Annotated in this window: 8 protein-coding genes and 3 tRNA genes; 4 read left to right on the top strand and 7 right to left on the bottom strand. The window is 49.8% G+C overall.

All coding sequences use genetic code 11. The annotated features are described in order from the left end of the window. Positions 1-599 precede the first annotated feature (599 nt). From PG900_RS01180 to dauA, 7 genes are all read right to left on the bottom strand, one after another. The gene (locus PG900_RS01180) at positions 600-1,736 is read right to left on the bottom strand and encodes a DUF723 domain-containing protein (protein WP_270830753.1); all 1,137 of its coding nucleotides are present in this window, start codon (positions 1,734-1,736) and stop codon (positions 600-602) included. Positions 1,737-2,628: 892 nt separating this feature from the next. Then, entirely contained in the window at positions 2,629-3,981 is a 1,353-nt protein-coding gene (locus PG900_RS01175) for a VapE domain-containing protein (protein WP_270830752.1), read from the bottom strand. A 542-nt stretch (positions 3,982-4,523) separates the two neighbouring features. Next, positions 4,524-5,498: a site-specific integrase gene (locus PG900_RS01170; RefSeq protein ID WP_270830751.1), complete on the bottom strand. Its 975-nt coding sequence runs from the start codon at positions 5,496-5,498 to the stop codon at positions 4,524-4,526. 83 nt (positions 5,499-5,581) lie between these two features. Beyond that, positions 5,582-6,733 (bottom strand): tyrosine-type recombinase/integrase, encoded by a 1,152-nt coding sequence (locus tag PG900_RS01165; RefSeq protein ID WP_270830750.1) that lies wholly within the window; start codon positions 6,731-6,733, stop codon positions 5,582-5,584. 260 nt (positions 6,734-6,993) lie between these two features. Further along, a complete protein-coding gene (locus tag PG900_RS01160) occupies positions 6,994-8,277 on the bottom strand; it encodes a tyrosine-type recombinase/integrase (protein ID WP_270830749.1) in 1,284 nt (427 codons plus the stop codon). 82 nt (positions 8,278-8,359) lie between these two features. After that, positions 8,360-8,447: transfer RNA gene (locus PG900_RS01155), tRNA-Ser, on the bottom strand. 183 nt (positions 8,448-8,630) lie between these two features. After that, on the bottom strand, positions 8,631-10,427 hold the full coding sequence (gene dauA / locus PG900_RS01150; RefSeq protein ID WP_175610140.1) for a C4-dicarboxylic acid transporter DauA: 1,797 nt from the start codon (positions 10,425-10,427) through the stop codon (positions 8,631-8,633). 492 nt (positions 10,428-10,919) lie between these two features. Here dauA and PG900_RS01145 point away from each other — a divergent pair. The 4 genes from PG900_RS01145 to PG900_RS01130 all read left to right on the top strand — a co-directional run bounded on the left by PG900_RS01145 (position 10,920) and on the right by PG900_RS01130 (position 12,269). After that, positions 10,920-10,995, top strand: a tRNA-Asn gene (locus PG900_RS01145). A 2-nt stretch (positions 10,996-10,997) separates the two neighbouring features. Continuing rightward, positions 10,998-11,073, top strand: a tRNA-Asn gene (locus PG900_RS01140). Positions 11,074-11,216: 143 nt separating this feature from the next. Further along, positions 11,217-11,702, top strand: coding sequence for a YqhA family protein (locus PG900_RS01135; RefSeq protein WP_011706364.1), 486 nt, complete (start codon positions 11,217-11,219; stop codon positions 11,700-11,702). A gap of 117 nt (positions 11,703-11,819) precedes the next feature. After that, positions 11,820-12,269 (top strand): hypothetical protein, encoded by a 450-nt coding sequence (locus PG900_RS01130; RefSeq protein WP_011706365.1) that lies wholly within the window; start codon positions 11,820-11,822, stop codon positions 12,267-12,269. Positions 12,270-12,271 lie beyond the last annotated feature (2 nt).

Here is a 12,271-nt window from a genome sequence, read left to right as displayed (position 1 = left end):
GTTTTCTACGTCTTTTATAAAGAAAAATTCTTAAATGTCAAGAACGTGAACATACATTCTGACTATCGGAATCATGCTGTTGATCTAAATAAACTGCTGATAACTCATGATCATATATTTTTTGTTTTGGCTCGTAGAAGGGGATCACAATTAAGTATAGTTACCACCGCTTACCGTTAAATTACGATTATATCCCCATTACCTAACTTCAGAAATAACAATTGACTTCACTTTAGTTATAAGTTAATAAATGGTTGTTTCTACAATTATGTAGAAACATTTGAGCAAAGACTCAAAGGAGGATAATTATGTTAACTAATATTTTTGAATAGATCATAAAGCTGATGGCTGTTCGTCTAGTGTAGATGACAATTGACTTAGTTACATTTATATTTACGGGGATGTATTTTGATCTTTACCATAATACGTTTGCTCTGTATCTTATAAAAAAACTGATTGTTGAACCTATACTTAGACGATTAAAGTAAGCTTATCTATACGCCCACTGCATATGCAGTGGGTTTTTAATGATTTCCAATGAAATTATATTTATTAATTGTTATACTGTTAGATTTTTATGAAAAATCACAGTCCTATATTTAATCTAACAGTGCATTTTCTGTATTTTTTATAAACTCGGAAAGAGTCATGCCTTTTGATGCAAGTACATCTATGCTAAAACACTCAGTTCCACCTTTTGCATTTTTAAGAATATGGCCTCGATATTCTAAGTGTGCACCAAAAACTCTTATAAATTCATGTTCAATTTTTAAGGCCATCTGAATGGTAGTGCTAATTTGTTGCGAGTCAGCAATGATTACATCGTCTTTTACAAGTAATTTATAGCGTATATCAATGCTTTTTGTGGTAATTCCAATCTTCCAAAAAAAATGCCCCTTATATAAAAGTTTCAAATAGTATACTATACAAAAATCATCTGGTGACCTATTGGCTAGAAGATTACGTTCAACTCCACAAGCAGGACATCCTCTCCCATCAAGATGGCGGTTAGGCGTCTGTTCAAAAGGCCCATGCTCACGACAAATTATGGTTATATACTCTTTTGTGTTAATATATTTAACGGCAGTGTAGTCGTATAAATTACCATGTGTATTTATAGCCTTTGCCAAAAAATCATCCTGTGTAAATTGTAAGCATTTAGGGCACCCCTCTGATAGGGGTAAACGAAAAGCTTGTTTTTTAAATTCCCCATGTTGACGGCAAATTACGCTTACTTCATTAAAGGCACCGGTATATTCAACCGATGAATAATCATAATCGTCCCCAAACTTATCTTTTAAACGTTGTATATATTGCTCGTTTGTTATATCAGGACGCCCTGAGCATGCTTTACAACCGCCATTTCCATGTAAGTGGCTATTGGGTATTATTGAGAAGTCACCGTGTTCTGGGCATGTTATTGTAACGTGCGTGATAGCATTTATATATTTCACTTTATCATATTCAAATCTTGATTTAAATTTATCTTTTGATTTCGCTATGAAGATTTCAGTTGTTACTTCGGGTCGCCCAGCACAAGCCTTACAGCCCTGTTTTTGTTTTCCAGCATGAGCGCTAGCCCTCATTTCAAACTCGCCATGCTCTGGACAAATAATTACAATTTTATTATTCGCCCCAGTATATACCGTCTTGTCATAGATGTATTTATCACCGTGAATCAACTTACATTTTGATATAAATTCATCTGTAGTGATCATGCTACCTTTTACTGGCATATAACTCCTGCGATTTACTAATTGTAGTATTACGTGATATTTATCAGTTAAAAATAAAATCGCTTCATCAATGTATAATGATCAATCTATCATTTTGGATGTATGCAAAATAGAGTTGAGAATCCAAACACCATTGTAACAACAACCTTACGCCAGGGGGGTGACAATAAGTATATCGTGTGCAAAATTTGCAAACTCATTCATTTAGTATAAATACTTACACATCCATTGAGGCCTCCGCGAATATGTTGAATCAATTAAACGAGAAACCTAAAATCAACCCAGTCATATGTTCAACTATATCATAATGTTACGACCAGGAACATGAGCTATATCACGACTAAAAACAATATTAACAATCAAAAGACTTTGCTGCTTGGCATGGCTCGTCCGGCCTGATAATCACCAACAAGGACGCAGTGGGGTTGATGTGGCGAATCTGCCGTTGAGCACTCAACGGCAATAAGAAAATCTGAGTCTCCCTACGTTTTACAACCTCATGCCCTAATTCACCTGTCGAGTGGTGGTGTTCGGTACTCTTTATTGGATGTTATGGGTTGCTCTGGTTAGATGCTGATTAAGCGAGTGAATCCCCCCTTACTCAGCCTCAAACCCTTGCCATGACTGCGCTTGAGGTAATGATGGTTAAGCTGAGTAAGTGAAGTTGCTATGAAGCGTGGTGAGTGCTGGATGGGCTCTTATCAAGGTTTACTCACTGTTTATATATAAATCACCTCAATCAATTAACCAAACACCACTGAAGCCCTGTAATGGCGATGGTTTGAGGCTGGTTAAGAAGCTAGAAAAACCACTTAACATGCACTTAACCAATTAATCATCTACCCAATAGATGAGCAGAAAAAAGCCCCGCCTTATCGGCAGGGCTTAAGAGTCACTTGTCGGCTTTGCCCTTCTCTTTGGGGCTATCGACGGGCAGCAGGTACTCGGTCCTATTAGAACGCTCCTTGCGGCTCTGGAGCTTGCCCTCGCTCGCTAACACCCTGAGGGCTTTACCCCAGTTGCTCGCCATGCTCAACTTCTCACCGTGGCGGGCGCACAGCTCGCTCGCCGTGAGCCATTCAGATGAGGCCAGTGGACGCGATAGATGGTGATGGTAAATCACCTCATAGAACGGGCCCTTGTCCGTGTGGGCATCGTTTGCACTAGCTGCCAGCGCTGCGGTCTCGTCATCCAGAAACCACGTTGCTCCAGACTCATAACGTTCCCTTACCTCCAGCCAGAACTGGCGCAGTTGCTCAGGGTCTGTCTGGGACAAACGGCCTGTATTCCAGCTCCATCCAAGGATCGAATTCAGGCCCTCAACATCAGCTGCCGCAGCCAGCTCGATAACAGCAAATCTCGCGTTACCGGTTGTATCTTTGAGAAAATCCGACCCGTTCACCGTGGCAATAAATGAAGTCTGGCGCTTTTTGGTGGTCATGCTACGGGCATAGGGCAGGCGGAAACAGTCGCTCTCCCTGGTTAGGAACGCTTTGAGCGAGCCCGCCTCATGTCTGGTCGTGCTCTCTAGCTCAGCCAGTTCCACAATCCACGCTGACACAGCGCGGCGCACGTCATCCGGTCTGTCTGGATTGATGGAGCAATCGAGGGTTGAACCTGGCACCACGGCAGCCAGACGGCTAATCCATGCGGATTTACGGAAGGACTGCGCGCCCGCCAGCACCGGCACGAGTTTTGAGCACCAGCGTGGGTGATACAGCGCAGCGACACACCCAACCAGCCATGCATGTAACACCGCACTTGCATAGGCAGGATTTGCCGCATTGAGGGTAGCAATTACCGCATCGATGCGCGGTTTCCCATCCCACGGTGCCCCACGTTCGAGCCACTGACGCACAGGGTGATAGCTGTGGCGCTCACAAATTGCGATCAGGTGCTCCTCAATCACGGCATCCGGCACACCTGCCAACTGGCAGGCATCAACCAGCGCGGATCGCTGACCCGCCTCAGAGCCTCCCAGACGCTCACCATCCGCATCAGCCAGTTCTGCCTCACCCGTCATCAGGTTGTAGCGTGGATCCCAACCGTTGAATGTGATGAGAGCAAACAAATTCGAGCTGGTTTTGATGGGGCGGCCAGTAGGGCTCATATCCGGCAGAGTCAGCAGTTTATCCTGCATCACCGACCTGACAGCCTGCTGCACCTGTTGTGTGGCAGCACCGTCCTTCTGACCGTCATATGACGAAATATCATGCCCCGCTGTTTTGTTTTTATTATTTTTCATTTTTATTATCCTCGGTGTTATCACCTGATTGTTGTTATATATAACCTCTGCCATTTTCTACTTTTTAATTGAGTGGGGTAGTTAAAATATAAACAGCTCCACTCAATTAATTTCAAACAATTTTTATGAATGGTATTGCGCCATCAATATGGGATGACCGTCACCGAGATATAGGCGTCAAGGTTGTTCCTCCTCGTCCCGAGTCAGACTCCACCTTGACCCCTATACCCGCCTCCTTCGTCATCCCATATTGACCGCTTCATACCATCCATAAAAAAGGGTTCTCCACCCCACTCCGGTCGCTGCGCAACCTACGGGGGTTCCGGTCTCGTAACCTCGACACACCCCCATACTTACGTGCGTAAGTATGGTTTTCAATAGCGTGCTTACGGTTATATTTCTTTGCGTACTTACGATTGTTTTCATGGCGCACTTACGTGCGCATTCGTAAGTGTCACATGTTATATTTACGCCAATGAAGATCATAGTTAGGTGTTTGTATTTTCTAGCATGTTTATTTTATCGAGTGATAGTGGTTCTGATTATCGCGAAAGACCATCATCTTTTTGTTTATTTCTTTTTATATAGGCAGCCATCCCGGTTGATTTATCTTTCGCATTTGAACCCTCATTTGGCTCGACTACCAAAATTGGTGTGCTCGGCTGGATGTAATTTTTATTATCTGTAGACCTCACGCTATGAGTCACTCTAATATGGCTCAGGTCAGCATCAGCAGGACAGCTCGGCAAGCGCCCTCCTTTTGCTGATTTTCGATTTCCGTAACGATCAATCGAGGCTGTCGCTTGGTGCCCCATCAAATAGGCAATTTGTAAACGCCCCATACCTGATGCCTTGAGCTCAGAACCCATTTGATGGCGCCAGCTATAAAATGTAGGGAGATGTTTGCGCTTCGGCCATAAATTCTTCCCCGCAGCGCGTAGTTTGTCTTGCAGACACCCAACATTTACTTTTTGTGCTAATGTAACAAGCATATACAACGTCAGTGCTGTTATTCCATCCAGCTGTAACACTCTGTCAGCTCCGCGTGTACCATGATGGCTCTTTTTTGCTCCGATAACAGTTAGCCGATTACTATCGACTGTTACGTCAGCCAGCTCTGTGGGTCTGATACCGGTGAGTTTGAACAGTTTAATCGCAGCCACCATGCACTTATCATTCCGTGCATTAAAATAGTCAATAAGCGCAGTTTCATCTTCTGCTGCGATCGACTTAACTCGAGTCTGCTTCTGTTTAACGGAAAGCGTGCTGCCTTTGGCTGTGACTGGGTTATGCAATGCTAGAATGCGTGTAGCTGCATCGTCATATCCTAAGGTGCGTTGATGATGTGCAAGAGCCCCGCGTAGGCGACGCCAGTAGGCGGGCCGATATTCAGGAGCACAAGCCAACAATTCATCTGAGATATTTTTAGCAGTAAGTTTGATACATTTTCTTTCCAAACGAATATAAAAATGCTTTGCAATCTTTTCATATTCAATTTTTGTTTTATCAGTCGCCATCATTTTTCCTTAGGCTCTTAACGGCCCTTATTTAACGTGTTATCGAATCAATAATATATCGATGTGAATCACAGTAGTTATCGCTAATCTGATTGAGAATGCGGTTCACCAACATGTATGTTTTTCATTGATTGAGCAACCAGCCCTAATAAATATTGCTGAATTTGTGGGTCGGCAATTAATTTAGTCATGTCCAGTTCTGAGTTGTTGGCCGGAACCAGAGCCTGCGTCTCATTAAGGCGGAAACAACGAGCAAGAGCGTTTTCGGCTAATGTTTTGAAATCCGCAGCATCCTCAACTAACCATTTTCCATAATGACGCCTGATCATTGCGGTACTTGTATGCCCCATCTGTTTGGCAATCCATTCGATATTAACACCTGCGGACAACAGTTGACTGGCATAGGTATGTCTAAATTGCGATGGCCCTCGGTAGGCAACCCCCGCTGTGGCACAAAACGGCTCAAAAAAATCCTCTCTGAATTCATCGACGCTGGTGTATTGACGTCGCTTATCCGGATAATATGCTAATAAAGTCCGGCGCAGTTTGATCCGTGTACGATTGTCAGCACACATGACCGAAATCGCTTTCTCTTTGCGATGCCTAGCATGCTCCAGAAGAGTGCGTAGTGCCTGCACTGCGGGGACAGTCAACTCGACTGTTCGGCAGGAGCTTTTGGTTTTCGGCGTTTTATAGCAACCATCTACCAGGGCCAGATCAACACGCAGTGTGCGTTTATCCAGGTCGATAGCCTCACGGCTAATTGCCAACAATTCGCTGATCCGCAGTCCAGTGGAAATACCAACCTGGATTATTGCTGCACCAATAGGGTTGATATGTTGATGTGCAATAAATAACTGGATCTCTGATTGCAGGAATGGCTGAGGCTCTACCACCTCAAATCGACAATTTTTGACATGACACATCGGATTGATTTTTATAATGCCATCTCGATAGGCCCTGTTAAATACCTGTCGCATAATGTCAATATACTGATTGACCGTGTTCCCTTTGAGGCGTTTTAGCAGTTTGGCAATATACATTTCGATGTCGGTTGCATTAATATCAACCAACTTCTTTTTTCCCCATTTACGGATAAGCTGCCTGGCCTTTCTACACAAAACATCATAGGTTGCGTCTGATACCTGTTGGAATTTTATGTTCAGGTGTTCCTCTACTGCGGTTTTGAACGTTTTTTCACGAGGATCTGATTTTAGATTCTTGTTGTTTTTCATGTGCACCCTGTTTTTATTATTATAATTTTGCGCAGGATTACATTCAGCAAAAACCAAGTCAAATAAAAAGTGAAACCTAACAAAAACTAATTTAATGTCAATTTTCAATATATTTGAAATAAATAAATTGTCAAATTAACGACCAGTAACAGCAGAAGCCTGTCACACTATTTTAATGATGAAAATCAACATGTTACTTTGCCAGGCAAGCACGTGAGTGGGTATACCTCACCCACTCAAATGCCTATTTGGCCTGATATTCAAAATTCGACTAAATCGCTGGGGATTGACTCGATTTTTTCTCGCAGCAACGCGATACCTAGTCGCTTGCCGTAGCGCCCAAACGTGAGCCCCTTTTTGCTATGACCCACCAATTCCGCCACGATGTGCTCAGCCACATCGGCCTGTTGCAACTCATCGATAAAGGTATGCCGCAGCCCGTAAATGGTGGGGCGGCCTTTGCCGATGATACCTGCATCATTGAGATGACGCTGAAAGCGACACACAAGGTTATGTGACCAATCGTCATCCTTGCCTGACGGTTTGTCATCGAACAGGAACGTCTGCCCTTGGTGGCGACGATGGGACACATAGTCCAGGAATTGGTGCGCAATCAGCGCATGGTGCAGTGGAATTGTGCGATAGGCGTTGCTGGTCTTGAGGGCTTGACCGACTTCACCGGCCTCCACCACCAGACACCAGATGCCGTCTACCTGTTTGATGTTTTGGGTTTTTAGCTGACAAGCCTCGGAGGGCCGCAGTCCGCCATACAGACACAGCAGCGGCACCCACCAATCCTGGATTTTCAGTCTTTTGCCCTTTTGAGCTTGTTTGCTGCGCAGGCTCGCAAACAGTTGGGCCAGTTGAGGGCGCTGCCAGCGGATGCGCTCCTCATCGGCTCGTCGCGTGACGGGTTTCTTACCGGCGGTGAGTCCGTCGAACGGGTTGCGCGCGCAATATTCTAAGGCCACACACCAGCGGAAGAACTGTTTGAGTGCGGCTAAGTAATCCCCTTTGGTTTTGAAACTGAGCTCAGATTTGCGCAATAGGGCATTACGGTACGTCTGTGCCAATGCGGGCGTCACCTCATCGATTTTGACGCCTTTGGCCCAGGTGACGAAGGCGTTGATCCGAAGTTGGAGCTGGCCCATCGACTTGTGCTGGATCCCCTCACTGGCTTTAGTCTCGATGAATCTCGCCAGTGCATGACTGAGCGTGATCCCACTGCTGGGGCAAGCTGAGGCATCAACAGAAGGTTCACGAGGTGTGGAAGGTGTTTGAGGAGGGATGAACCCCGCAGCCTTGAAAGCGTCAAGATCGGCGCGGATCCAGCGATAGAAACTGCGAGGGGAAGTATCAGCAGGGGTAGCTGCGATAAGTGCGCGAGTACGAGCTGCCACAGCCAGGTTTCGGTCTACTGCGAGCTGACGATCTTTGGTGCAAAGGGAAGTACGGATAGCGAAGGGCAAGCCACGGTCACGTAATGACTTAGGCAGCGGGAGACGAGTGTAGTAGGTGCCGGAGGCATTTTTGCTCAGATACATGATTGTTCCACCCAGTTGATCCAGGAAAAAATCACGTAAGTCTAGAAATGAAAAAACCCGTTGAAATTCAACGGGTTATATTTGGCGGTGAGGGAGGGATTCGAACCCTCGATACGTTGCCGTATACACACTTTCCAGGCGTGCTCCTTCAGCCACTCGGACACCTCACCAAATTTTGGTCTGTTGTTTAACGTGCTCAGCCAGCACGATGTTCGCTACACTGTTGCGCTGGAACGGGGCGTAATGTACGGGATACGACGGCATGCGGTCAATGCAATTTTTCACTTTTTGCGTTCGTTTGCTCATTATCCGAACCAAGTGACTAAAAACATGCCGTTTTGTATCCCTTTCCATCAATTTCCAGTCGCTTCGTGCAAGTGCTCGCCTTTGAGCGCCTCTTCCAGCGAGCCGTAAAACTCCAACTGACCGGGCACCGGACGTACCTTGGCGCGCGCCAGGGTCTTGAGCGGCTGGAACTGCAACTCGGCCACCCGCAGTTGCACCCCCGCCTTGGCCATCTGCTTTTCAAACTGCAGGAAGGCGGAGAGCCCGCCGGCGTCCAGGATGGAGACCGCCTCCATCTGCAACACCAGCAGCTTGTGGCCCTTGACCTGGGCTACCAGCTCGCCGAACACCCGCTCGGCAGCGGCAAAGAACAGCGGGCCGTTGATCTTGTAGAGCAGCGCCTGCTCCGGCACCTCATGGGCATAGCGCTTGTGATCCGCCAGATCGTGCAGCTTGGTCATCTTGGCAATTTCGCGCATGAACAGCAGGGAGGCGAGGATCACCCCGAAGGTGATGGCGATGACCATGTCGAAGATGACGGTCAGCGACAGACAGACCAGCAGCACCAGCACGTCGGATTTGGGTGCACGCCGGATCAGCTCCACCACCTTGTGCGCCTCGCTCATGTTCCAGGCGACGATGAGCAGCAGGGCCGCCATGGCCGAGAGCGGCAGCCAGGAGAGCCAGGGCGCCAGCACCAGGATGGCCGCCAGCACCACCAGCGCATGCACGATGCCGGAGATGGGAGAAGTTGCCCCGGCCCGCACGTTGGCGGCGGAACGGGCAATGGCGGCGGTGGCGGTGATGCCGCCGAAGAAGGGAGCGACTATGTTGCCAAGCCCCTGCCCCACCAGCTCGGCGTTGGAGCTGTGCTTGCGACCCGTCATGCCGTCCAGCACCACGGCGCAGAGCAAGGATTCGATGGCCCCCAGCATCGCCATGGAAAAGGCGGCGGGTAACAGGCGCTCGATGGCGGCCAGGTTCCACTCCACTGGCGAGCCATCCGGCCCCGGCAGAGCCCAAGGCATCACCAGAGTCGGCGCGATGGGCGGGATCCCCATGCCCTGACTGCCGTCGGCCAGGGTATAGCTGAACTTGCTGCCGATGGTGGCGACGTCCACCCCGAACTGATGCAGGCCAAAGCCAAGGCCCACCCCTACCAGCACGGCGGGCAGGTGGCCTGGCACCGGCAGCCGCAGGCGCGGCCAGAGCAGCAGCACCGCCAGGGTCGCAATGCCGACCAGCGTATCCCCCCACTGCCAGCTGGGCAGGGCATGGGCCAGCGCCTCGACCTTGCCGATGTAGGTTTCCGGCATCTCGGGCACGTGCAGGCCGAAGAAGTCCTTGATCTGCAGGGTTGCAATCACGATGGCGATACCACCGGTGAAGCCCAGGGTCACCGAAGGCGGAATGTACTCGATAAGGCGTCCGAGCCGGGCCACCCCCATGGCCACCAGAAAGAAGCCCGAGATCAGGGTCGCCATCAACAGGCCGCCCACGCCAAACTGCTGGGCTACCGGATAGAGGATCACCACGAAGGCGGCAGTCGGCCCCGAGATGGAGAAGCGGGAGCCGCCGGTCACGGCGATGACGATGCCGGCGATGATGGCGGTATAGAGACCGTGCTGCGGCGGCACGCCACTGGCGATGGCCAGCGCCATGGCCAGCGGAATGGCGATGATGCCGACCGTGATGCCGGCGATCAGGTCGCGACCGAAGCGGGGAACGCTGTAGGGTTCGTCAATACAGGATTGGCGTAAAGCAATGGCCAGCTTCACGCTTTGCAAAGGTGCTTGGTTGTGCATGTATTCGTAATACCAGAAGAGGGAGATAAAGGCCGGATTGAACCGGCGCCCGATCATCATCAAGGGCCGGCAGAGCTGTCGACACGGCGATGGTATCCTGGCCAACCATACCCCAGCCGATGAAATATTTCGATGGGCGGGATCAATGAATGGCCGTTACCACGCAGAATTACCGTTTATTGTCAGCATATCGACCACTTTTCTCACCATTACGCAGCACACTCACTTCGCCTGCTAACCAATTTCTCCCGCCCTTATGCGTACCCCTGCCCCCTCCTTTTATATCTGTCATTGCTCGGCCCTAAGCCAGCTGCTTATCCCGGACTATGCCATCCCGGGCATCGGCACATCCTCATCCATCCCCTCTTCATGCCACTGAGCCGTCTCGACGAACCCGAGAGGCCAGCGCCAAGCTGCTGATTGTGCTGAAAATAGTCCGCAGCGGCCAAGTTTTGGGCAAACGGGCCAAAATCCCCTTTTTGCAGCGGATCGCGGGTTGACACCCGGCGGATGGGCCATTAATATCCGCACCGTCTCGACGAGACAGGCAATTCCTCCTTAGTTCAGTCGGTAGAACGGCGGACTGTTAATCCGTATGTCACTGGTTCAAGTCCAGTAGGAGGAGCCAATTCCCTCGTAGTTCAGTCGGTAGAACGGCGGACTGTTAATCCGTATGTCACAGGTTCAAGTCCTGTCGAGGGAGCCACATTCGAAAGCCCAGCCTTATGGCTGGGCTTTTTTCGTTTTCCCTTTCTCTGTCGCCATCAGCCCTCTGTACGCAAACAGGGATGCCCTCGATGGCGGATCCGCGCCATAATCAGCGCAACCTCACCCTCTTCAGGAGTTTTCATGCGCCGTTTCAACTTCATGCTCAATGGCAGCCGGTTGATGATGTTCCCCTTCTATGTCTGCATTCTGGTCTGCGTGGCCCTGCTGATGGTGAAATTCGCCATGCTGCTTTATGCCCTGTGCATCGACATCGTGGGCATTCACTACATGGACCTCATCACCGGCGTCCTCACCCTGGTGGACTTCGTGCTGGTGGCCCAGATGCTGATACTGGTATCCATCTGCGGCTATGTGCAGTTCATCCAGACCCAGGAACAACGTGAGGCGCTCGGCAACAACTGGCTCAGCAAGATCAACTTCGCCTCCCTCAAGCTCATCGTCATCAACTCCCTGGTCACCATTGCCGGGATTGAAGTGCTCAAGGCCTTCCTGGATGACGGGGTCGGCAACGAGGTGGAGATGAAGTGGTCGGTGATCGTGTTCCTCGCCTTCTCCACCGCTGCGCTCATCTACGCGGTGACCGAGCGGCTGGCCGACCACAAATAGCGCCGGTTTTCATTCAGCCTTTATTCATCAAGAGCGGAATTGATAACTCTTTTCATTACCTTTCCTGCATTGTAAACTTGCTCCCCCGGGCTGCACTGCCCGGGCGTTGGAGCACCTATGACAAGCCTTTCCCTCTCACCACGACACTGCTGGCAGTGGCTGGCCTATCACCATCAGGCCGCCGAGGGCTCCCTCTATCTGATGTTCTTCTCTGGCCTGCTGCTGTGGGAACCGCTGACCCCGCTCTGGTCGCTGGCACGCTGGAACTTGTTCCTGCACGTCGCCCTCTCGCTCACCCTGTTTCCCCTGCTGTTCGGCGCGTTCTGGCTCTCTCATCGCAGCCTGCTGCGCAAAAGCCGCAAGCCTTTCTTGCGCACCACCGGCCGCATCATCGAGGCCTTGCTGCTGGTCTGTCTGGCCAGCGGGTTGTTGCTGGTACTGCACGGCACCCCGGGCGATGGCATGGGCAACCTTGCCAGCTGGGCCCACTGGCTGAGCGCGCTCGCGTTGACTCCCCTGGTGCTGCGCCACGCCTGGCGCTGGACCATCCTAAAATGGCGCACCTGATC

This window comes from Aeromonas sp. QDB03 (genome assembly GCF_027707985.1).
Taxonomy (GTDB): Bacteria; Pseudomonadota; Gammaproteobacteria; order Enterobacterales; family Aeromonadaceae; genus Aeromonas; species Aeromonas hydrophila.
Note: the sequence above shows the minus strand (reverse complement) of the source record. Positions and strands in the feature narration are given on the sequence as shown.

Excerpts from the sequence above, each read along its gene's own strand:
- PG900_RS01165 (WP_270830750.1), bottom strand. The coding sequence starts at position 6,733 with ATGAAAAACAACAAGAATCTAAAATCAGATCCTCGTGAAAAAACGTTC.
- dauA (WP_175610140.1), bottom strand. The coding sequence starts at position 10,427 with ATGATGATCGGGCGCCGGTTCAATCCGGCCTTTATCTCCCTCTTCTGG.
- PG900_RS01135 (WP_011706364.1), top strand. The coding sequence starts at position 11,217 with ATGCGCCGTTTCAACTTCATGCTCAATGGCAGCCGGTTGATGATGTTC.
- PG900_RS01175 (WP_270830752.1), bottom strand. The coding sequence starts at position 3,981 with ATGAAAAATAATAAAAACAAAACAGCGGGGCATGATATTTCGTCATAT.
- PG900_RS01160 (WP_270830749.1), bottom strand. The coding sequence starts at position 8,277 with ATGTATCTGAGCAAAAATGCCTCCGGCACCTACTACACTCGTCTCCCG.
- PG900_RS01180 (WP_270830753.1), bottom strand. The coding sequence starts at position 1,736 with ATGCCAGTAAAAGGTAGCATGATCACTACAGATGAATTTATATCAAAA.
- PG900_RS01170 (WP_270830751.1), bottom strand. The coding sequence starts at position 5,498 with ATGGCGACTGATAAAACAAAAATTGAATATGAAAAGATTGCAAAGCAT.
- PG900_RS01130 (WP_011706365.1), top strand. The coding sequence starts at position 11,820 with ATGACAAGCCTTTCCCTCTCACCACGACACTGCTGGCAGTGGCTGGCC.